A 22,699-nucleotide genomic window follows, 5' to 3' on the forward strand; every position below is an offset into this window, starting at 1 on the left:
ATCGCAACAAGAACACAGTTTTTGTTGCGATCTCATTTTTGTTTATTGAATAGCAACGAGATGTTTATAAAATGCGGCATAGATCGCTTGAGAATATGGAACGTACCAGATAAATCCAATTCCGAAACTAAATAAGCAAAGAACATACCAGCCAATCATGCTTAATTTTAATAAGAAAAATTCAAATTTATGCCCCTGCATTAATTGGCGACTCATTGTGACACAGTCATTGTATTCAATGCGACCCGCATTGCCAGCGGCTAATTGATCTTTGTAAATCAGGTATGATTGGGAGTAGGCATAGTACTTAATAATTCCAGGAACAATGAGTAATAAAGTCCAAAAAAACAAATAAATGAACTGGAGTACAAAGATTGCCAAAGTTGGAATGAAATAGCGTTTGGTAAAAACTTGAAAAGCACTTTTCACAGGTGAAAACTCGCGATTAGGTTCGCGTAACCAGTCTAGGAATGTGTAACTAACCCCAACACTGATAAATGTAACTATGGCAGTTCGTAAAAAGCTCCAAACATTGGATGAACCGGAATTTGGTGACTCCTCATTAGCATAGCTTGTAACTTCATTATTGAGAAGGTGAGGATTCTTAATGAGCAAGTACAGTCCAAACAAAATACCTAGGGAAATGATAAATCCCACAATTGCTCTAAGGACAATTGGAACTACTGCGGTCATGGAAGCTTGACCCCAATGACCCTTAAAAACTTGTTTGACTTCTTTTTTTAATTCGCGACGGATTTGGTGATATGACATGACAGACTCCTCCTCTTTTTTTCTATTTTACCATGAACCTATGAATTGACAATGTGATGAAGTAATTTAAGATGAGGAGACTGGTTATTAGTACCTTAGGTTTGGAGACGTGGTAAAATTAAACTATTAATTACGAGGAGAAAAAGTTATGAAAGAAGTTGAAGAAGTACGCAGTAGACTACAAAATTTACGGATTAAATTACAAGGTGGTCAGATTTATCAGTCGTTACTTCCGGAAATTGATAAGATTATTATGTCGACAGATGTGTCGGCGCCAACAGAAGTTCACTTGCCTGATGATGACGATGGTATTCGGGACCTTATTCAGTCGCTTCGTGATCAGTTGAATGAGCACGAACTGGAAGAAGTTTCCGATAAGGATTTAATGCAGTTATTTCAACATATTGGCTCGCCTGATTTGATGATTCGTGATAAAGGCGTATATTTTCTATTTAGTGATATTTTGCAGCAACAAATCACCTCGAAAAAACAATTAAAAATGATTTTTGATCATTTGATTCAGGATGAAAGTTTGTTTGATCACATTCTGGAACCTCAAAATGACGGTGTGTTTAAGAGATCATTTAGTTTAATGTTTTTATCAACCTTGTTGTATATAGATCGGGCTGGATCACACTTTATAGATGATGAGAGTAAAAATACCCTTGTTGATCAATTGGTTACTTACATAGCCTTAGAAACAGATACACGGGGTTATTCTGGTAAGAAGGGCTGGGCACATGCCTATACGCATATTGGCAATGTTTTGGATGAATTAGCAGTTGATAATAGCTTGGTTAGAGCGGATAAATTACTTATGTTAGCTGTTTTATTAGCTCGGTACAAACGGCTTTCAACACCACTAATTTTTGGTGAGCCAGAGCGCATAGGTGGCTACATTGCGGATTTAACTAATCAAAACAAACTTTACACCGACTTTTTGTTGTTAGCACTAAAAAATTGGCGTCATGAGTTAGTGTCGATTCAAACGACAGAAGATGAACAGATGTGGACGCGCCTGTACAACCGCCAGCGATTATTGCAAGCATTAGTCTTAAATCCAGAAATGCCAAAAGAAGTTAGTTCATATTTAAATGAGGAAAATGATTTTCGTTTTTAAGGAGATATTTTAATGAGTGAACAAATAAATGCAATCGGTTTTTACAAAGGTTTACCAATTGAAGATTCAAACAGTTTAATTAATTTAAAAATTGATCGTCCTAAGGCAAATGATTTTGATCTTTTGATTGAAGTTAAGTCCGTTTCCGTAAATCCGGTCGATACTAAGATTCGTCAAGGCCATCCTGAAACAAGTGTTCCAACTGTGCTTGGATTTGATGCCTATGGAACTGTTGTTGAATTGGGGCAGAAAGTGACTAACTTTAAAGTGGGGGATCATGTTTTTTATGCAGGAACCAATAATCGTTCTGGGAGTGACCAAGCTTTGCAGTTAGTGGATGCGCGAATTGTGGCCCATGCACCGCAAAATATTAGTGTGGAAGAAGCGGCAGCCATGCCTTTGACTAGTTTAACGGCTTGGGAATCTCTTTTTGAACGAATGCCATTAATTCCAAAAAAGGATGCTAATTTGGGAAAGCAGATTTTGATTATTAATGGTGCTGGGGGCGTTGGTTCAGTGGCAATTCAGCTGGCAAAGTGGGCAGGTTTAAAAGTTTTAACAACGGCCTCACGACCAGAGACGATTGAATGGGTTAAAAAAATGGGTGCGGATGTCGTTTTGGATTATCACAAATCGTTAGCTGACCAACTTAAAGCAGTTGGCATTCAGTCTGTAGGGTTTGCCTTGATTTTTCACTCAACTGATAATTATTTGCCAATTTTGGCAAAACTCGTGGCACCAGAAGGATTTATCACTTCCATTGTGGAAAATGAACGTCCTTTACCAATGGGACTTTTAAAATCTAAGAGTATTACTTTTGCTTGGGAGTTTATGTTTACAAAAAGTATTTATCAGACTGCAGATATGGCAACACAAGGAACAATCCTCGAAAAGATTGCCACACTTTTGGATGAAAAAGAGATTCGATCAACTTTAACTGTGACGCTTCCGGGAATTAACGCAGCGACTCTAAGACATGCTCATGAACTTGTTGAAACTAATAAAATGATTGGTAAAGTCGTGTTAACTGGCGATTTTGATGCCAAATAGTTTGGATATTAAAGTTTTTTTCTCTGCAAATTCATGGTACAATTTAGGTTCAATACAAAATCTAAGTGATAGGATGAGATTTTAAATGAGTACGGAAAAAAAGATTCACGTTGGTTTGCTATTTGGTGGTAATTCATCTGAACATGATGTTTCAAAGCGTTCTGCACATAATATTTTCGATGCAATGGATAAAGAGCGTTACGAAGTCAGTCTGTTCATGGTTACAAAAGATGGCTATTTGTTGAGTGATGCTTCATCAAGAAGAATTTTTGATGGCGAATCAGAAGATAAAGTTGTGGCAGATGCCATGAAATCGGTTGATAAGGGTAATCCATTGTCACCAATTTTGAACTTGAGTGAACAAAAAGATATCGATGTTTATTTCCCAATTATTCACGGTAATTTGGGTGAAGATGGGACGATTCAAGGCTTGCTACGGCTACTACAAAAGCCTTATGTCGGCAGTGGTATTCTTGCTTCAGCTGTTTCGTTTGACAAGGATACAACTAAACAGTTATTAACACATAATGGGATTCGTAACACAAAGTATGTGGTTGTGACACCCGAAAATCGTGGCGACTATTCCTATGATGTTTGTCGCGAATTACTAGGTGAGCTGATGTTCTTAAAACCCGCTAATCAAGGATCATCAGTGGGTATTCATAAAGCGACAAATGCTCAAGAGTTTGAAACTGGGCTGGATGATGCCTTTCGATATGATTTTAAAGTGTTGGTTGAACAATCAATTGAACAACCAGAAGAAGTGGAAGTTTCTATTTTAGGTAATCAAAGTCCCAAGGCTTCTAAAGTAGGACGAATTATCGTACCGAAATCTGATACATTCTATGATTATAATAATAAGTTTGTCGATGCCAGTGGGGTTCAATTTGAACTACCAGCTAGCATTTCTAGTGAGCTTTCTGATGAAGTTCAACAAATGGCACTGGATGCTTTCCGAGTACTTGGTTGCTGTGGCTTAGCTAGAATTGACTTTTTGGTTGATCATAACAAAGTTCCCTACCTAAGCGAAATTAATACGCTGCCTGGTTTTACAAACATTAGTTTGTATCCCCAACTTTGGGAAGTGTCTGGGATCAGCTATGAAAGGTTAATTGATCAACTCATTGATTTGGCATTTGAGGAATTTAATCGACGTTCTAAAATTCATTATGATTTCACACCGCTTGATGCAGAGTAACAATTTAAAGAAGTCAGAGAAAACTTTTTCTCTGGCTTTTTTAGTTAATGAAAATTGATAGCTAAAACGCAAAGGAAAAGACAAATGGGTCTCTGTCAAATCGTATTGGTGGAGATTTTGAACGGCACATTCACTTCGGTGAATGTGCTTTTTGTTTACTCATGAATTAAACTAATCCGGATAAAGAAGTTGTCAATATTTCGAAAACCAAAACAGTTACGCTTTAATGCCTTGATTTTACGATTAAGTCCTTCAATTGGACCGTTGGAAAATGGATAACGACAACTGTTTAGAAGGGCTGAACCATTTTTGATAAACGTGTTGATCGTTATGTCCATTTGATTACTAGTGGGTTGGTAGTTAGTAAGTAAGGATTGGAACGCATTAGCATCCTTTTGGTGTATGGCACTTAAGATACCTTGATAGGTTTGATACACAGATCTAAATCTGGGAAAAGCGTCTAGAGCTAAATCAATGGCGTTTTGTTGCGTCATATACTCGTTAATTCCGCGTAAATAAACAGCCTTAGAATCATTAACTTTTATTTCATCAAGATGAAATAAACGCCATTGAGATTTTAAAATATGATAAATTCGTGAATGCTTATCTTGGATAGTACGAATGGTCTGCGTGCGTTCATTATCTAAGGCACGCCCAGCCAGTTGAATAATATGGAAACGATCGATAATCGTGGCCGCATTGGGAAATAAGCGATGAATGAAGCTGCCATATTCAGCATTCATGTCAATCGTCACTGATTGAACTTGGGCACGTTCTTGAACCGAAAAACGAGCTTCAAAGTAGTCAATGATATCTTTACTTAGCCGATCTTTTAAAGTAACAATTCGGCGATGACTAACGGCATCGCAACAATTAAAGGACATCCAGTGATTACAGGAACGAAATTCATCAAAGCAAAGATTCTCTGGGAGATGTTTAACACGATAGGCTAAGTGAATATTGGCATTTAGGATTCGTTGAACACTGCTTGGCGAAATTCCACAAAGTTTAGCAATTTCTTTACTCGTCAACATATCGCGTGCCAAAACGATCACTTGATGTTTGATATTATGTGTGAAAGTTTCGTTACGATTAACCAACTTAGTTTTAGCACCACAGGTTTTTGAACAATCTTTACATTGGTATCTTTGACGTTTTAAATGCATTTCGTAACGACCACCGGATAAGGTTCCTAAACGCAGGTGACTCATGTGAGTTCCGTTTTTAATTAAGCTTTTATGGCCACAATGTGGGCACTTTAAAAGTTGATAAGACAAAGTTGCATGGACGACATGAATACGTTGGTTTGTGGAACACCGTTCTTTAGAAATACCAGTGACAATTAAGTTTGGGTCTGTTATTTCGAATAAGCATAAGATAGAATTAGTTAGGGACATCTGAATTTCCTCTTTTCGATTTGTTTTGGCGATTAAATCGTAGCACAAAGAGGACAGATGTCCTTTTTTATTTTTCTGATTTTCAAAACAGACAAAAAACCGGTATTAGTTATTCACCAATACCAGAAAGTGTAGACCCAGACAAATTCTTCACTAACAAGATGAAGGAACGCGCGTTTTTCTTTTTCAGAGCATTTAGTTCATTTCTTGATAATGTTAAGATTAAAGCGAAAGCAATTTTCCAGCAACGGGGGTAGTGACTGTTATGAAACGCTTCATATTTCGCGATTTTTATCAACTTAAAAATTTAATTAATTACATGATTAAATCAGATGAAAATTTGTATTATGCCAGTTTGACGCTATTAGTTGGTGTTGTAACTAGCATCCTATTGGAGCATGCACTTTTTCTTTCAGAAAATCCGTTATTAATCCCATTAAAATTTATTTTTGCGGTTCTTATTATTTGGGGGATGTTTGTTGGCTTAATGGCAGCATCCCTAATGATTAGTGGGTTTCAGCAACATAAGCCGGTTAACTTCGATCATTTGAAGGATTTGTTACAAAAGTTGTTTGAAAGAAATTGGATTATTAGTATTGCATATTTCTTTTTTTATGTGGTAATTACGATTCCACTAGGTGGATTTGGATTTGCAACCGTCATTCTGGCTCATATTCCAACAAGCGTTTCAATTCAAAACTTTGTTTTTGCTAATCGCTGGACGGTCGCACCTGTTTTTATTCTTTTGTATCTTATTTTTTGTTACATAGCTCTGCGAATGCTTTTAGCACTTCCAGCAATGATTAGTTATCAATGTTCACTGACTGAAGGAATTCGACTGAGTTGGCGCCTAACAAAAGGGCAGACAGGCAGGATGCTTATCCAGATTTTGATCATTGTTGTTCGTGTTTCCGTACCGTTTCTGCTAATTGGGAGCCTTATTCTAGAAGGTATATTTGCCTGGAACAGCTGGATGCATTCAGACTTACCATCAACTATTTTGATGGTTTTAGCGATTACATTTATTGAACTGTTGTTTGTTGGTTGGTTTTTAGTTTTTATGACTGGTTTTTTGTCACGATTGGGTGAGTGGGTTAGAGTCGTAAACATGCCACTAGCGAAAACACCGGTATTCAAAACAAGAGGATTAAATTATCATCAATGGGATTTGAAACAAATCAAGAAAATTGGGATTGCTTTATTGGGTCTGTTATTTTTGAGCACACCCACGTATGCCTTTTTTTCAATTCGGATGAATGAGAATCATTCAACTGACGTGCTAGTTGTCTCACACCGTGGCGTAAGTGATCATAATGGTGTGCAAAATACGATTATGGCACTTAGAAAAACGGCTAAACTAAAACCCGATTATGTGGAAATGGATATTCGAGAAACTAAAGATCATCAGTTTGTGGTCATGCATGATAGTAATCTGTATCATTTGGCCAGAAAAAATAGGTCAGTTTCTGATCTAACCCTAAAAGAATTAACACATTTAACCATTCGAGAAAATGGCTATCAAACTAAAATTAGCAGTTTTTCCGATTACCTTAAAACTGCCCATCAGTTAAAACAGCCTTTGATTGTTGAGATCAAGGCAAGTAAAAATGACACAGCTAATCTGGTGACCCTATTTAATAAAAAGTATGGCCATAGCTTAGAAACACATCACGATATGGTTCATTCTTTGAATGCCACCTTTATGACCCAACTAAAAAAGCAACGGCCAAATTTAGTGACAGGGATTATTACGCCGTTTAACATTGCGCGAATGCCTAAAAATTCAACTGATTTTTATTCCCTTGAATTTCATACACTGAATCGCCAGTTCATTCAGCAGGCTTGGGCACAGCATAAAAAAGTCTATGCTTGGCCAGTGGACGGCATTGAACCGATGAAGCGAATGTTAGCGTTGCGAGTTGATGGGATGATTACAAATCATGTGCAGAGATTACAGAAAGTCATTCGCGAAAGAAATGCGGCGGATTTAAGTCGCTATGAAGTGATCAATAATTTAATTGAACTTTGGTAAAAATGCGAATCTTATTCTTGTTGCAGAAAGGAATGAGAATATGAATCGTTGTATGTGGGGAAATAAAAATGAATTGTTGAAACGGTATCATGATCTAGAGTGGGGCGTTCCAATTTTGGATACGCAAAGTTTATTTGAATGTTTTGCGTTGGAAATCTTTCAAGCGGGGTTGAATTGGGTAACTGTCCTGAAAAGAAGAGAAGCTTTTAGAAATGTCTTTGCGCAATTTGATCCACAAATATTAAGCCTGTTTACTGACTATGATATTAGCCAGATTTTGACAGATGCAACGATTATTCGTAATGAGCGAAAAATTAAAGCGGTAGTTCAAAACGCACAAGTTGTAGCCAATCTACCAATGAATTTTTCAGACTATATTTGGCAGTTTGTAGATTTTGAACCCATTAGGAATCCGCAAGTAGTTTTGGATGATTCACAATCGCGAATTTGTTTAACAAATAGAATTGCAAGTCAAATGAAAGCAGATGGCTTCATTTTTGTGGGTCCAAAAATGATTAATGCCTTTTTACAAGCAGCGGGTCTTATCAATGACCATGAAGTGAGTTGCTTTCGATATTATAATCTAGCTGTTCAATAGAAAGCATGTGGCAAAATAAAAGATGTCCGAAGAAAAATGGTTATTTTCTCGGGCATCTTTTATTTTAAAAAAACAAGTTCTTATTTAATCTTAACTGGTTGATTAGCAAGATCAGTGCGGACAACTAAAACATCACAAACTGCTGTTCTTGTAACGTACTCGGTCACTGAACCAATTAGGAGACGTTCAACGGCATTCAAACCAGTCGCTCCAATCATAATAAGATCGGTATGTAACTGTTTTGGCATGTCATTTGCGATCACAACTTTTGGTGCACCATATTCAATTGAATAATCAACGTTTTCCAAACCTTTATCTTTTGCTTCATCCACATATTTATCAAGGGTTGTTTTTGCAGTTTCAGTAACCTGCTCAACCATTGCTGTATCAAAGCTTGAGATGTTTTGAAATGCGCGGGTATCAACAACGTGTACCAAATGTAATTCGGAACCTTTATTTCGTCTAGCAACTGCAACAGCTTTTTCGAAAGCTAATTCAGCTTCTTTTGAGCCATCAACAGGAACCAAGATATGTTTATATTGTTGTGTCATATAAATCACCTCTCCAACTTTCTAACTCCATTTTACGTTAAATTACCCAAAATAAAAAGAAAAAAGAGCGTTTTCTTTTTGATTAAACGGCTACAATGGGAGACAATCGGCATTTGCAGGTAGTTATTTTGGTAAAAAACTTAATAGTCCAATTAGAATTGCAGTGGTAGATAGACAGCCCAAAAGAAGAATCAGACAAATTAGAATGATCACATGTGTCCAAGCGATGACAAAAGCAATAATAGCCATTAAAATGAGGGCAAGACCGCCAATTCGTAAAAGTTCTTGTAGAGCTGGATTCTCAGTTGGATTGAATAGGAGAAAAGGTTGCTGCTGGTGCCGATATAAGTAAGTTCCAATTACGGCAAGAATAATAGAAAAAAGAACCATAAGAGCTGAAATCAGCATAGTATTCCTCCTTGAAATTTATTTGATAAATCGATAGTAAAACGGCTAAATAAACAAAAAGGGATTAGCACGTAATGTCCTAATCCCATCAAAGCATAATGCTTTGGAAATACTTTGTGGTGCCGTTAATCGTTTCTCAGTGAAAGCCCGCAAGTATATTAGCGGTGGGACCAATTGGTTTGACTTTAAGTTTCCTAATTAAAGGCCTACATGCCACCAAACACCCTTAGTCCCTATACAAATTATTTGAACGGCAGTACATAAATGAAACAACGCGTACACCAAAGAAATTTCATACCTATCTTAGCATGGATATTATAAAATTTCAATTTCAGTCCCTCTGAAGATTAATCACGTTGAGCACGTAGCAAGCGTTTGTATTGTTCTGCTAAAGCAGTCTCAAATTTACCATTTTCTTTTGGTTCATAGTAGGTGGCATTCTTGATTCTGTCTGGCAGGTATTGCTGCTTTACCCAATCGTTGGGGTAATTATGCGCATATTTATAATTGTTTCCGTGACCAAGCTTAGCAGCGCCTTTATAGTGCGCGTCCTTTAAGTCAGCCGGGATGTCTCCATAGTTGCCAGATTCAACTTCGGTTAATGCCGCGTCCATTGCGGAAATGCCGGAATTTGATTTAGGCGATAAACAGAGTTCAATAACCGCATCGGCCAATGGAATTCGTGCTTCAGGAAACCCAAGTTTTTCGGCGGCCTGAATGGCAGAAACAGTTCTTGCACAGGCAGGCGGATTTGCCAGGCCGATGTCTTCATACGCAATAACCATTAATCGGCGCGATATACTTGGCAAATCACCAGCCTCTACTAAACGCGCCATATAATGGAGTGCTGCATTGACGTCGCTACCTCGAATCGATTTTTGAAAGGCTGAAATCACATCATAGTGAGCGTCCCCATTTTTATCTTGAGTGAGCGCCTTTTTTTGCAGACATTCTTCAATGATTTCTAAAGAAATATGAACTTCTTGATTTTTGTCTGGTTCAGTCGACATTACAGCGAGTTCCAAGCCATTTAAGGCACTACGCAGATCGCCGTTTGTGGAATGAATCAAAAAATCCATTGCTGGTTTAGCCACTTTAACATTCATTGAACCCAGGCCATTTTCGGTGTCTGTTAAGGCGCGATTGATGGCAGAATGGATATCTTCCGGTGCTAAGGGATGGACTTCAAAGATCTGGGTCCGACTTCGAATGGCTGGATTGATTGAAATATAAGGATTTTCGGTGGTGGCACCAATTAAAATAATTCGTCCACTTTCAAGGTGGGGGAGCAAGAAATCCTGTTTAGTTTTATCTAAACGGTGAATTTCATCAAGGAGTAAAATAACCGTACCACTCATTTTTGCTTCTTCAGCCACAATTTGAAGATCCTTTTTGGAATCAGTTGCAGCGTTTAATTTGCGGAAAGCATACTTCGTAGAGCCAGCAATGGCACTCGCAATACTGGTCTTTCCAGTACCCGGTGGACCATATAAAATCATGGACGATAGTAATTTAGCTTTGACCATTCGGGCAATAATTTTTCCTGGGCCAACTAGGTGTTGTTGACCAACAACTTCTTCAATTTTTTTAGGGCGCATACGATACGCCAATGGTTGTTGCATGATAAAACTCCTAATTTCGAAAACTATTTTTAAGTTTATCCAGAAGTGATTCTGATTTTTTTTCTTCTTTAATAGGTGCCTGACCTTGGAAACTGGCCACATCAATGTCAGCAACATTAATTGAATCTGGCGCTGCTAAAACAAGGGCCAAGTCCTGATCGTTGGTTGTATAAATGCTGTCAGTTTTAATTGTGAATTTTAAGGATTCCTGACTGGCTGCTTTTAAATAAGGACCAATCAAGTGTTGATCAATGTTACCATTGATCAACAGCTGATAATCAGGGTGTTTTTTTAATTGTGCCACAAATGGAACCTCGTATTGGTGCGTTTTTATTTGAGAAACAGTCATTGAAATAGCCACGCGTTCGCGAAAAGTACCAAGATACCTTCGTTGTTCATCTGGATTGAGTTTAGGGGTGCCATGAATGGCATTCTGTAACCGCGAGTCAACGTTATTGGAATTATTAGCCATTGCGCTCACAACCTTTCTAGATAGTATAATAAGTATAGCATTTTCCGCCAAGGGTATCCTGTTTGGCGACTAAGGAGGTAACTATTTATGTTTAGAGAGCACATATTTTCTGTATTTAATGAACCTGATGTTGAGGAAAGATTAAAGTTAGTTCGTACTCAAATTGATCCTTTTTTTGAGGAAGCTATTCAAGAAGTGCTGCCAATATTAAATGGAAACGGTGAAACTTACCGAGCGTTTATTGCAAAACATGCGCGCCGTCATTCTAATCCACCACCAAATACGTGGGTCGCATTTGCTCAAAACAAGCGGGGCTATAAAATGGTGCCTCATTATGAAATTGGGGTTTGGGATGACCGGTTGTTTGTGTGGTTGGCCTTTGAAACAAATATGCAGGAGCGCCAATCCGCGATTGATAAACTCAAGTCAAAACAAGCTGGTTTTTTAAATTTAGGTGCCCAGTTTAAGCTTTCAAACAATCACATGGCAAAATCGTTTATTTCATTGACGAAAGGAAATTTTGAGAAGAGCGTCAAGGAGTACAGATTTCAGAAAAAGGCGGAGGTTCTAATTGGTCGTGTTTTACAAAAGGATAATAGGAACTTAGATAGCAAAGCGGCAGTACTAGAAATGATCGAGCAAACGATTAGCGTGTTATCCAAAATTTGGGACAACTAAAAAAGCGATTGGAATTTCTTCCAAACGCTTTTTTTGAACAAACAATAAAAAATTAAAGTCTGTTGTAGTATTCAACGATTAGTGATTCGTCGATATCAGCCTCTAATTCGTCACGTTCTGGGAGACGAGTTAAGGAACCTTCCAACTTATCAGCATCAAATTGAACAAATTGAGGACGACCAACGACAGCTTCAACAGCTTCGCCAATGATCTTCAAATCTTTTGATTTTTCACGAACACTGACAACCTGGCCAACTTCTACTTCATAAGAAGGGATGCCGACACGTTTGCCATCCACGGTAATGTGACCATGGTTAACAAGTTGACGTGCTTGACGACGAGTGGTTGCTAAACCTAAACGGTAAACAACATTATCTAAACGACGTTCGAGTAAGATCATGAAGTTAACACCATGCTTACCTTCATTGATTTTACCAGCGCGTTTGAATAAGTTTGAGAATTGACGCTCTGTCAAACCGTACATCATACGCAACTTTTGTTTTTCGCGGAGTTGTTGACCATATTCTGAAATGTTACGACGGTTGTTTTGACCGTGATCACCAGGTGCATATGGGCGACGAGCTAATTCTTTACCAGTACCGCTTAAAGAAATTCCTAAACGGCGAGAAATTTTCCAACTTGGACCTGTATAACGAGACATAAAGTAAATCCTCCAATAATTTTGTTGGAGTAAAATAATCCGATTGCGAGTTTAGTATTCGTGCAGACTGTTTTGCAATCCTCACCTTTGCAGCCGCAAGGTTACTAATTGAACCAATTAAAAGGCACCAGTCTGTTGACGAGCTTACCACTCGCCGCTGCATTATTTTACACAATGAACAGTTTACAACAAGTTAAGCAACAGTGTCAATGTGCTGCAAGAAAACAGCGGCAAAGTCCTCAAGTTCTTGTTGATTTTCTTCAGTAAACCGATCAAGTAAAGGCGAGTCAATATCTAAAACACCAATTTTATGCTCATTTTTAATGAGAGGAAGCACAATTTCTGAATTGCTGGCAGTATCGCAAGCAATGTGGCCAGCAAACTCATGCACGTTAGCAATTCGCTGAACTTTTTTTGCTTTAAAAGCTGTGCCACAAACGCCGGTACCATTGGCAATATGCATGCAAGCGACGTTACCTTGAAAAGGCCCAAGAACGAGTTCATCACCTTTTTGATCATAGAGATAAAAACCGGCCCAGTTCACATCAGCGTAACTTGATTTTAAAAGTGCTGAAGCATTAGCCATATTTGCAATTAAATTAGTTTCGCCAGTTAAAAGGGCATCTAATTGTTGATTCATTAGTGAAAGTGTTTTCTGTGTCATAAAAATTCCTCCAAATTGGACTAGAAATATAAAAATCACATAGTGAAACTCTAAAATCCTATGCTATAATTTAAGTTGAGTCTTATTTTATATTGAAAAAAACAAGAAAGCAACAAAATTCATTTAATGAAAATGACGTAGACAAAGGATGGGGTTCTCATGTTGGGTGTATTAATTGGTATAATCGTGGTGGCAATTCTTATTTATGTAGGGATCGTGCTGTATCAGCGATATTTATTGAAGCAAATTACAGATCTTCAAAATAAGAAATCTGATTTGATGGATCTGCCCGTCGCCAGCGAGCTTGATGAGGTTGGTAACTTAAATTTGGCAGGTTCTTCTTTGGAAGAATACCAAAATCTTCAAGATGATTATCGGAACGTCAAAAACAACAAATTTCCTGAAATTGACGAACTTGCAGAAACCGGTCAGCAGAACGTGAATGACATGAAAATTTTTGATGCCCGTTCTGATGTTTCTGGTATTAAAGACGCTGTCCAGGTGATTCAATCGGAATCTGATCGCATTCAAGCAGCACTAGATCAAATTAAGCAGGAAAGCGAAGACCAACAAAACGAAGTTAAAGTTCTGCGTCACAAGTATCAAGACCTACGTAAGACCCTGTTAGCTAAGAACATGACTTATGGTCCTAGCATTGATATGTTAAACGACAGTTTAGAGCGACTGGAGAATGCTTTCGAGAATTTTGCTAAAACTGTGGAAAGCGGCGATCATAAGAAAGCCGAAGGACAGTTACAACAGTTACAGACCAGTACAAAAGGTTTGGAAGAACAGCTTGAGGCAATCCCAGAACTTTACATCCAATTAAATGAAGATTTTCCTGGTCAATTAGATGAAATTAAAAATGGCTATACGCAATTGATCAATCATAATTATGCATTTGCGGACGATGAAATTCCTAATGACATTGAAGATATTGGTTCAAAAATTAACGAAAATTTGGATACTTTGAGTAATCTAAGACTTGACGCTGTAAAGGGCAATAACGAGACAATTGCAAACCGCATAGATAATCTTTATGATTTAATGCAAACTGAAATTGATGCTCGAACCGATGTTGATGGTGGTTTTCAAACAATTGCCGAATACATTGAACACGCCGAAAAGCAAAGTCATACTTTGCTGATTGAAATCGACCGATTAGGGCAAAGTTATGTTTTGAATGGTAACGAAGATAGTCAAGCTCATGACTTAGAAGCAAAACTTCAAGATATTCGTAGTGAACATGATCAAGATGCAGAAGCAATTACAAATCAACCTGTTGTTTATTCAGAAATCTTGCAACGGATGCATGAAGAAAATGATCAACTTGATGATATTGAATCTCAACAAACTGCAATTAACGAAAGTATTCAAAAGTTGATTGAAGAAGAAAAAGATTCTCGTCGAACATTACACCAATTTGATTTGGAAATTCATGAGATCAAACGCCACATTGAAAACTTAAACTTACCAGGAATCCCTGCAAGTTATATGGATTACTTCTTTGTTGTGAGTGATGAAATTGAAAAGCTTTCTTCCAATATGAATCAAGTCAAAATCGATATGAAACAAATTGATCAACAATTGGGTATGATTGATAAAGATATGCAGTCTCTTGCCAAGAAAACAACTGAACTTACCGATAATGCCGCGTTAAGTGAAGAAATCATTCAGTATACCAACCGTTATCGTCACAGTAATGAGACGGTTGATAATGCCAGCAAACGGGCACAAAAGTTGTTTGATGAAGACCATGATTATGCACAAAGTTTAAGTGTTATTAGTCGGGCATTGGAAAGTGTTGAGCCAGGAATGGTGGATCAGTTAACTGAGAGTTATCAAAAGCAAAAAAGTACGCAGTATTAATCTTTAATTTTTTAAGTTAAAGCAACGAAAACTGATAGTTTAGTTTTCGTTGCTTTTTAATTTTGAAAGATCAATTTGTTATGGAAAAGACTGATTTTGTAATTCGGATTACAATTCTTTGTTTTTATTGATGATTTTGAGTATCATAGGTGGAGTTTGTTAATAACCTTGTTGACTATTCATAAGGTTGTTATAATTAGTAAGGAATTTTCAAGTGAAGTCCTAAGGATAGTAGGAGAATTAATAGAATGATTTATTTTGATAATAGTGCCACAACTAAAGTTGCCCCGGAGGTTTTAAAAACCTACCAAACGGTTAGTGAAAAAATTTGGGGAAATCCGTCTAGTTTGCATGCAATGGGTGAAACTGCGTTTAATTTATTGGAGCAGTCACGAAAACAGATTGCCGATTTGTTGAATGTCAAACCCCACGAAATTTTTTTCACCAGTGGTGGAACTGAAGGCGATAATTGGGTTGTTAAAGGAACAGCAATTGAGAAACGGACCTTTGGTAAACATTTAATTACAACCGCGGTTGAACATCCTGCAATTACAAATAGTATGGAACAGTTGCGACGCTTGGGTTACGATATCACTTACTTGCCCGTCGATAAAGAGGGACGGATTTCGATCAAAGATTTAGAAGCTGCTATTCGTCCGGACACAATTTTAGTATCAATTATGGCCGTAAATAATGAAATTGGAACACTGCAACCGATTAAAGAGGCGGCAGATGTTCTTAAAAAATATCCAAAGATTCATTTTCATATAGATGCGGTTCAAGGAATTGGTAAAGGTATCCAGTCCGCAATTTTTAATGATCGGGTTGATTTTGTTACTTTCTCTGGGCACAAGTTTCATGCACCACGTGGAATCGGGTTTATTTATGCTCGGGAAGGTCGCCGCATTGCACCTCTAATGACTGGTGGCGGTCAAGAAAAGAACCAACGCAGCGGTACTGAAAATTTACCTGCAATTGCAGGGATGGCGAAAGCATTACGTCTTCTTCTAAAAGACGAGCCAGCAAATGTTAAACAGCAACAAACGGTCAAAGAAACAATTTTTGATCATGTTAGCAAGTTTAAAAATGTCACCATGTTTACCCAACGCAATGATGGGTTTGCCCCCCATATTCTGTGTTTTGCGATTAAAGGGGTCCGCGGTGAAACAGTTGTCCATGCGTTTGAGCGCTACAATATTTTTATTTCCACTACGAGTGCCTGTTCCTCCAAGAAACAAGTTGAATCAAGTACGCTGGCCGCAATGAAAACACCAGATGATATTGCAACAAGTGCAATTCGAGTGAGTTTAGACGCTGACAATACAGTTGCCGAAGCAGAAGAGTTTAACAAAGTGTTTGATAAACTCTATGCGGAATTTTCTAAATTAAATTAAGACAAGGAGTTACTGATATGCAGTATACGGAAATTATGGTCCGCTATGGGGAACTTTCCACAAAAGGGAAGAACCAGCGAGACTTCGTTAATCGATTAGGTGGAAACATTCGTAAAAGTCTTCATGCATTTCCAAAACTTGAAGTGCATCCAAAGCGAGACCGCACTCATGTCACTTTAAATGGGGAAGATTCTGATGCCGTTATTGAACGGTTAAAACAAGTTTTTGGTATTCAAAATTTCTCGCCATCGCTTAAGGTTGACCGGACCCTTGATGCGATTCATCAAGGTGTTTTAGAGATGATGACTGAACAATTGAAACCTGGGATGACCTTCAAGATCAATACGCGCCGGTCAGATCATAACTTTGAAATGGATACCAACGAGCTCAACGAAGAGTTGGGTGGATTTGTCCTTGATAATTTTCCTAAGGCAGTTGTCAAAATGCGAAAACCTGATTTGATTTTACGAGTTGAGGTTCGCAACAATGGCGTCTTTCTTTCAAGCGAAACTATTCAGGGTGCTGGTGGGTTACCAGTCGGCACAGCTGGTAAAGGTATGATGATGTTATCTGGTGGGATTGACTCACCAGTTGCGAGCTATTTAGGAATGAAGCGTGGCGTTGATATGGAGATGGTACATTTCTTTAGTCCACCATACACCAGTGAACAAGCGTTAGCGAAGGCTAAAGAACTTACTTCTAAGTTGGCTTCTTTTGGTGGGAGTTTACAGTTTATTCAAGTGCCGTTTACAAAAATTCAAGAAGAAATCAAAGAAAAGGTTCCTGAAGGATACTTGATGACAGTGCAACGCCGGATGATGTTAAGAATTGCCGTTGCACTTGCCAAAAAACGAGGCGGGAAGGCTATTTTTAATGGCGAGTCACTGGGCCAAGTTGCTTCTCAGACCATGGAAAGCATGGAAGCTATTAATGACGTAACTAACATGCCGATTTTGCGACCTGTAATTTCTTTAGATAAAACAGAGATTATCAAGCAAGCCGAGCAAATTGGGACATATGATCTTTCTATTTTACCTTTTGAGGACTGTTGTACTATTTTTGCACCACCAGCTCCAAAAACTCGTCCGGACACAGAGCGAACCCGTTATTATGAAAAACGAATTGATGTCGAGGGCCTAATGCAAGAAGCTTTGGATGGCATTGAAATTTCCGAAATTAAACCTGATCAAAATTTCTTGAATCAAAATGAGGATGTTTTTGCAGAATTGCTATAATTCATCAATTTTTCATTTGATTGTTGGCTTAGAATGGGTTATCTTTAGGTTAATCTTTTGATAGGTAAGTTACTGAATTTGAGGAGTGATGAATGTGGATGTTTTAAATAATGGCGAAAAGGTTTCCCTTTCTGGTAATCCCCCTGAAGTGGGTGAGCAATTACCAAAGTTCAAGTTGTTTAATGCTGAGAACCAGAAAATTAAGACCAGAGATTTAATTGGGAAACCAACATTAATCAGTACTGTTCCAGATTTAAATACCCGGGTCTGCAAGATTGAAACCAAAAAGTTTAATCAGCAAGCAGACCATTATCCATCCGTTCGTTTTGTGACTGTTTCTAACAATACAATTTCTGAACAGAAGGCATGGTGTGCGGCAGAGGGTGTTTCAAATCTTGAAGTTCTTTCTGACGAAGAGTTATCAATGGGATATGAAATGAATTTATACATTCCAAATGATGGCTTCTTAGCACGCACAATCTTCATTATTGATGCTGAGGGTAAAATTGTGTATCGCCAAATTGTGCCAGAAATTCATGATGAACCAAATTATATTGAAGCATTGGATGCTATTAAAAAATACGCAACTGAAGTTGACTAATCACTGAATGTTGGCTAAAATGCTTATATAGGCTATGAACAAGAAAAAAACATCTTAAAAAAGAGAGAAAATAAATGCTGAAAGTTTTCGCAAGATGTTTAGTAGATTGTGAGCCGTTGTTCTGAACTAACAGTAAGAATGACCGGAAATTTTTAATTCCGTTAAAAAAGAAGTAAGTGGGGTTAAAAACCCAAATTAGGTGGTACCGCGAAGCATATTCGTCCTTTTGAAGGATGGATATGCTTTTTTGTTTTATATAGAAAGGAATACTCATATGACAGAAAAAAAGGAAATGTCAACAAAATACGATCCTCATGCAGTTGAGCAGGGTCGTTATCAACAATGGTTAGATCAAGGCCTTTTTAAACCAAGTGGCGATAAAAAAGCAAAACCTTATTCAATCGTTATTCCACCGCCAAATGTAACTGGAAAATTACATTTAGGGCATGCTTGGGATACGACATTGCAAGACATGTTAATTCGTCAAAAACGCATGCAAGGTTATGATACCCTATGGTTACCAGGAATGGATCATGCCGGAATTGCCACTCAGGCGAAAGTTGAAGCTAAGTTACGTGAAAAAGGAATCTCACGTTATGATTTAGGCCGTGAAAAATTTGTTAAACAAGTTTGGGAATGGAAAGATGAATATGCCGATGTTATTCATAAACAGTGGGCTAAATTGGGATTGTCATTAGACTATGCTCGAGAACGTTTCACGTTGGATGATGGTCTTTCAAAAGCGGTAAAAAAGGTCTTTGTGACCTTATATAACAAAGGCTTAATTTATCGTGGTGAATACATTATCAATTGGGATCCACAAGCTCAAACAGCACTTTCCGATATTGAAGTGATTCATAAGGATGACAAAGGTGCCTTTTACCATGTCAAGTATCCATTCGTTAATGAAGAAGACACTTTCAATGGTAATCATTACATTGAGATTGCCACAACGCGTCCAGAAACCATGATGGGTGATACTGCAGTTGCGGTTAATCCAAGTGACGAACGCTACAAAGAATTAGTTGGTAAAGAGCTTGTGTTGCCACTACAAGGGCGTCATATTCCCATTATTGCAGATCAGTATGTTGATCCTGAGTTTGGAACTGGGATGGTCAAAATCACGCCAGCACATGATCCTAATGATTTTAATGTTGGTAATCGGCATAATCTGGCCAGAATCAATACGATGAATAAAGATGCCACGATGAATGAAAATGCCGGTAAGTACGAAGGAATGGACCGGTTTGTTGCCCGTAAAGCCATGGTTAAGGATTTACAGGATCAAGGTTATTTGATCTCAATTGATCCAATCGTGCATAGTGTTGGCCATTCAGAACGAACAGGTGTCCAAGTTGAAGCTCGTTTGTCCACCCAATGGTTTGTTAAAATGAAAGATTTGGCAAACTTAGCCCTTGAAAATCAGAAATCAGATCAAAAGGTTAATTTTATTCCTGAACGATTTGAGCATACCTTTACACAGTGGATGGAAAATGCACATGATTGGGTAATCTCGCGTCAATTATGGTGGGGACATCAAATTCCAGCTTGGTACAATAAACAAACTGGAGAAACCTATGTTGGTGAAACTGCACCGAAGGATATTGAAAATTGGGAACAGGATCCCGATGTTTTGGATACTTGGTTCTCCAGTGCCTTATGGCCGTTTTCAACGATGGGCTGGCCAGATGAAGATGCACCTGACTTTAAACGCTATTTCCCGACCAGTACATTGGTAACTGGTTATGATATCATCTTCTTCTGGGTTTCACGAATGATTTTCCAGAGCCTTGAGTTTACCGGGAAACCACCATTTAAGGATGTTTTGCTTCATGGCCTGATTCGTGACGAGCAAGGACGTAAGATGAGTAAGTCCTTGGGTAACGGAATTGATCCAATGGATGTCATTAATAAATATGGAGCTGATGCGTTGCGATGGTTCTTATCACAAGGTTCAACTGCAGGTCAAGATATTCGTTTCAGCTATGACAAAATGGATGCTGCTTGGAACTTTATTAATAAGATTTGGAATGCTAGCCGTTATGTAATCATGAACCTTGGTGAAATGACACAACCAGTGCTTCCAGATCAAAGCAAATGGAATCTGACTGACAAGTGGATTTTAAGTCGATTAAACGAAACTGTGAAACAGGTTACCCACTTCTTTGATACTTATGATTTTGGAGAAGCTGGTCGTGCCCTTTACACCTTCATTTGGGATGACTTCTGTGACTGGTATATTGAAATGAGTAAGGAAATCCTGACAGGTGATGATGAAGAAGCCAAGGCCAATACGCGCAATATTTTGGCTTATGTTTTGGATCAGACCTTACGTCTTCTTCAACCGATCATGCCATTTGTCACTGAAGAACTCTGGCAAGCAATGCCCCACGAGGGTGCTTCCATTGTGACCGCAGCCTACCCAGTGGAACATGCACAACTAGCTGATAGGCAGGCTGAAAATGATATGGCACACTTGATTGATTTAATTAAGGCAGTTCGTAACATTCGGGCGGACGCTAATGCACCAATGTCAAGTTCTGTAGACCTTCTTGTGAAGACCGATAATGCAGACCTAAAGACGCTTTTTGAAACCAATCATGAGTATATTGAACGTTTCTGTCATCCAGCTAAATTTGAGATAGGTGCTGATCTTGAAATTCCCAAGTTAGCAATGTCAGCAGTTATTACAGATGCCGAAGTTTATATTCCATTAGCGGAATTAGTTGATCTAAACGACGAAGCTGATCGCCTCCAAAAGGAAGTTGATAAGTATACTGGTGAAGTTAATCGTTCGATTAAGAAGCTTGGCAACGAACGATTTGTGGCCAATGCTCCTGCTGAAGTGGTTGATAGTGAGCGTCAAAAGCAGACCGATTATGAGGCTAAATTGACAGCAACAAAACAACGACTTGAATCACTAAAAAATGCACAGTAACTAAACAAATTTTTATGAAAAGAGACTAAACTAAAACGAGATGTTTGTTTAGTCTTTTTTCGATTTGAGGAGATGGTATTTTGACTGAAGTAAAGACCTATGAGCAAGCAGTTGCCTTTATTCATGGTCGCACCAAATTTAAAAAAATTCCCACGTTGGCTCGGATGACCAAGTTTATGGCGGCATTGGATAATCCCCAAAATAAGATTCAGGCTATCCACATCGCAGGAACGAACGGAAAAGGCTCAACCCTGACTTTTTTAAGGAGTATGTTACAAGAAACGGGTTACAAAGTCGGATCATTTACTTCACCATTTTTAACACGTTTTAACGAACGCATTAGTGTAAACGGTGAGCCTATTTCGGATGCAGAAATTCTGAGGCTGGTTCAGAAAGTATTACCAGTCATTGACGAACTAGATAAGACTTTACCTGAAGGCGGGCCAACCGAATTTGAAATCATTACTGCTATGATGTATAGCTATTTTGCTGAAGGACATGCTGACGTTGTGTTAGTTGAAGTGGGTATTGGTGGCTTATTCGATTCCACAAATGTGGTTTTGCCTGCAGTCTCGGTAATTGTGAATATTGGTTTTGATCACATGAAATTATTGGGTAATACCCTAGGTAAAATCGCGACACAAAAAGCAGGAATTATTAAGGAAAATGTGCCGACCGTTATTGGGCAATTAGGTGATGAGGCATTAGAAGTTATTATTAAAACTGCTCGCCAGCATCATAGTAGCTATTTTTGTTTTGATGAGACATATAAAGTTAATAATCGTCGTTATCAGGATTTATGGACGCAAAAATTTGACTTTGCGACGACTGATTATCATTTTAAAGATTTAAAAATTTCAATGCTAGGTAATTACCAAATCAATAATGCCAGTACCGCGTTGCAAGCTTATCTGATATTTTTAAAGCAACAAAATGTACCAGTTCTTGAGAAGAATATCAGAAGTGGGCTAGTAAAAGCTTTTTGGGCTGGTAGATTTGAAAAGGTAAATGAACAACCACTTGTGGTGTTGGATGGTGCACATAACGAACCAGCATTTGAAGAAATCACAAAGTTACTTGGGACTCATTTTAAACAGTACGATATTTATGTTGTGATTGCGATTCTTGAAGATAAGCAATATCACAAAATGATTCAGACATTGGGTGCTTTGAACAACGTGCATATTATCGCAACCACTTTTGCTGGACCTGGCAAACGCCAAGCTGCCAATTTAACAGAATTAACAACTAGTGTTGAAACGGCCAATCCAATTCAAACTGAAGAAAACTGGCAGCTAGCCATTGCTAAGGCCAGTCGCATCATGTCTAGTGACGATTTACTCCTAATTACGGGATCTTTATATTTTATTTCAGATGTTCGTAAGTTATTCGTAGAATCGTAATAGTTGTGCGTATTTTTGTTATTAGGAGAGTGAAAAG

General features: G+C 38.1%; 20 protein-coding genes and 1 other RNA gene. 12 read left to right on the forward strand and 9 right to left on the reverse strand.

What is annotated here, in order from left to right:
• Nucleotides 1-42 precede the first annotated feature (42 nt).
• Complete coding sequence (locus tag AB3217_RS03950) at nucleotides 43-771, reverse strand: DUF975 family protein (RefSeq protein WP_068808087.1); 729 nt, start codon at nucleotides 769-771, stop codon at nucleotides 43-45.
• Nucleotides 772-919: 148 nt separating this feature from the next.
• Here AB3217_RS03950 and AB3217_RS03955 point away from each other — a divergent pair, with 148 nt between their 5' ends.
• The 3 genes from AB3217_RS03955 (at nucleotide 920) to AB3217_RS03965 (ending at nucleotide 4,139) form a co-directional block, all read left to right on the forward strand.
• The gene (locus tag AB3217_RS03955; protein ID WP_057783861.1) at nucleotides 920-1,891 is read left to right on the forward strand and encodes a DUF2785 domain-containing protein; all 972 of its coding nucleotides are present in this window, start codon (nucleotides 920-922) and stop codon (nucleotides 1,889-1,891) included.
• A gap of 12 nt (nucleotides 1,892-1,903) precedes the next feature.
• Nucleotides 1,904-2,941 carry a zinc-binding alcohol dehydrogenase family protein gene (locus tag AB3217_RS03960; RefSeq protein WP_198145847.1) on the forward strand — a complete coding sequence of 346 codons (1,038 nt, stop codon included), beginning with the start codon at nucleotides 1,904-1,906 and terminating at the stop codon, nucleotides 2,939-2,941.
• Between the two features lie 85 nt (nucleotides 2,942-3,026).
• A complete protein-coding gene (locus tag AB3217_RS03965) occupies nucleotides 3,027-4,139 on the forward strand; it encodes a D-alanine--D-alanine ligase family protein (RefSeq protein WP_057783863.1) in 1,113 nt (370 codons plus the stop codon).
• 155 nt (nucleotides 4,140-4,294) lie between these two features.
• Here AB3217_RS03965 and AB3217_RS03970 read toward each other — a convergent pair whose 3' ends face one another.
• Nucleotides 4,295-5,536 carry an ISL3 family transposase gene (locus tag AB3217_RS03970; RefSeq protein WP_063697918.1) on the reverse strand — a complete coding sequence of 414 codons (1,242 nt, stop codon included), beginning with the start codon at nucleotides 5,534-5,536 and terminating at the stop codon, nucleotides 4,295-4,297.
• A 265-nt stretch (nucleotides 5,537-5,801) separates the two neighbouring features.
• Here AB3217_RS03970 and AB3217_RS03975 point away from each other — a divergent pair, with 265 nt between their 5' ends.
• Both AB3217_RS03975 and AB3217_RS03980 read left to right on the forward strand, forming a co-directional pair.
• Nucleotides 5,802-7,568: a glycerophosphodiester phosphodiesterase family protein gene (locus tag AB3217_RS03975; RefSeq protein WP_367365703.1), complete on the forward strand. Its 1,767-nt coding sequence runs from the start codon at nucleotides 5,802-5,804 to the stop codon at nucleotides 7,566-7,568.
• Nucleotides 7,569-7,608: 40 nt separating this feature from the next.
• Nucleotides 7,609-8,166, forward strand: coding sequence for a DNA-3-methyladenine glycosylase I (locus AB3217_RS03980; protein WP_367364969.1), 558 nt, complete (start codon nucleotides 7,609-7,611; stop codon nucleotides 8,164-8,166).
• Between the two features lie 80 nt (nucleotides 8,167-8,246).
• Here the strand turns inward: AB3217_RS03980 and AB3217_RS03985 are convergent, their stop codons facing one another.
• The 5 genes from AB3217_RS03985 to AB3217_RS04005 all read right to left on the reverse strand — a co-directional run bounded on the left by AB3217_RS03985 (nucleotide 8,247) and on the right by AB3217_RS04005 (nucleotide 11,219).
• On the reverse strand, nucleotides 8,247-8,717 hold the full coding sequence (locus tag AB3217_RS03985) for a universal stress protein (protein WP_057784705.1): 471 nt from the start codon (nucleotides 8,715-8,717) through the stop codon (nucleotides 8,247-8,249).
• Nucleotides 8,718-8,840: 123 nt separating this feature from the next.
• Nucleotides 8,841-9,125 carry a hypothetical protein gene (locus AB3217_RS03990; protein WP_057784706.1) on the reverse strand — a complete coding sequence of 95 codons (285 nt, stop codon included), beginning with the start codon at nucleotides 9,123-9,125 and terminating at the stop codon, nucleotides 8,841-8,843.
• Nucleotides 9,126-9,230: 105 nt separating this feature from the next.
• A non-coding RNA gene (ssrS, locus tag AB3217_RS03995) (6S RNA) lies at nucleotides 9,231-9,418 on the reverse strand.
• Between the two features lie 54 nt (nucleotides 9,419-9,472).
• The gene (locus AB3217_RS04000) at nucleotides 9,473-10,747 is read right to left on the reverse strand and encodes a replication-associated recombination protein A (RefSeq protein ID WP_057784707.1); all 1,275 of its coding nucleotides are present in this window, start codon (nucleotides 10,745-10,747) and stop codon (nucleotides 9,473-9,475) included.
• Between the two features lie 10 nt (nucleotides 10,748-10,757).
• Nucleotides 10,758-11,219, reverse strand: coding sequence for a YueI family protein (locus AB3217_RS04005; RefSeq protein WP_367365704.1), 462 nt, complete (start codon nucleotides 11,217-11,219; stop codon nucleotides 10,758-10,760).
• A gap of 87 nt (nucleotides 11,220-11,306) precedes the next feature.
• On the opposite strand from AB3217_RS04005, the gene AB3217_RS04010 reads away from it, so the two are divergent.
• On the forward strand, nucleotides 11,307-11,897 hold the full coding sequence (locus AB3217_RS04010) for a DUF1054 family protein (RefSeq protein WP_057784709.1): 591 nt from the start codon (nucleotides 11,307-11,309) through the stop codon (nucleotides 11,895-11,897).
• A gap of 52 nt (nucleotides 11,898-11,949) precedes the next feature.
• Here AB3217_RS04010 and rpsD read toward each other — a convergent pair whose 3' ends face one another.
• Both rpsD and AB3217_RS04020 read right to left on the reverse strand, forming a co-directional pair.
• Nucleotides 11,950-12,558 (reverse strand): 30S ribosomal protein S4, encoded by a 609-nt coding sequence (gene rpsD / locus AB3217_RS04015; RefSeq protein WP_367365705.1) that lies wholly within the window; start codon nucleotides 12,556-12,558, stop codon nucleotides 11,950-11,952.
• Between the two features lie 193 nt (nucleotides 12,559-12,751).
• On the reverse strand, nucleotides 12,752-13,222 hold the full coding sequence (locus AB3217_RS04020) for a GAF domain-containing protein (protein WP_057784711.1): 471 nt from the start codon (nucleotides 13,220-13,222) through the stop codon (nucleotides 12,752-12,754).
• Between the two features lie 159 nt (nucleotides 13,223-13,381).
• Between AB3217_RS04020 and ezrA the strand changes: the two genes are divergently transcribed.
• From ezrA to AB3217_RS04050, 6 genes are all read left to right on the forward strand, one after another.
• Nucleotides 13,382-15,091, forward strand: a complete 1,710-nt coding sequence (gene ezrA, locus AB3217_RS04025) for a septation ring formation regulator EzrA (protein ID WP_260266837.1) — start codon at nucleotides 13,382-13,384, stop codon at nucleotides 15,089-15,091.
• A 248-nt stretch (nucleotides 15,092-15,339) separates the two neighbouring features.
• On the forward strand, nucleotides 15,340-16,485 hold the full coding sequence (locus AB3217_RS04030; protein WP_068808076.1) for a cysteine desulfurase family protein: 1,146 nt from the start codon (nucleotides 15,340-15,342) through the stop codon (nucleotides 16,483-16,485).
• A 17-nt stretch (nucleotides 16,486-16,502) separates the two neighbouring features.
• The gene (thiI, locus tag AB3217_RS04035) at nucleotides 16,503-17,720 is read left to right on the forward strand and encodes a tRNA uracil 4-sulfurtransferase ThiI (protein WP_367365706.1); all 1,218 of its coding nucleotides are present in this window, start codon (nucleotides 16,503-16,505) and stop codon (nucleotides 17,718-17,720) included.
• 94 nt (nucleotides 17,721-17,814) lie between these two features.
• Nucleotides 17,815-18,321 carry a peroxiredoxin gene (locus tag AB3217_RS04040; protein WP_057784715.1) on the forward strand — a complete coding sequence of 169 codons (507 nt, stop codon included), beginning with the start codon at nucleotides 17,815-17,817 and terminating at the stop codon, nucleotides 18,319-18,321.
• A gap of 274 nt (nucleotides 18,322-18,595) precedes the next feature.
• Nucleotides 18,596-21,259 (forward strand): valine--tRNA ligase, encoded by a 2,664-nt coding sequence (locus tag AB3217_RS04045; protein WP_068808070.1) that lies wholly within the window; start codon nucleotides 18,596-18,598, stop codon nucleotides 21,257-21,259.
• Between the two features lie 80 nt (nucleotides 21,260-21,339).
• Nucleotides 21,340-22,662: a folylpolyglutamate synthase/dihydrofolate synthase family protein gene (locus AB3217_RS04050; protein WP_057784717.1), complete on the forward strand. Its 1,323-nt coding sequence runs from the start codon at nucleotides 21,340-21,342 to the stop codon at nucleotides 22,660-22,662.
• The last annotated feature ends 37 nt before the right edge of the window (nucleotides 22,663-22,699 follow it).

The sequence above is a fragment of the Pediococcus parvulus genome (assembly GCF_964063155.1).
Lineage (GTDB): Bacteria > Bacillota > Bacilli > Lactobacillales > Lactobacillaceae > Pediococcus > Pediococcus parvulus.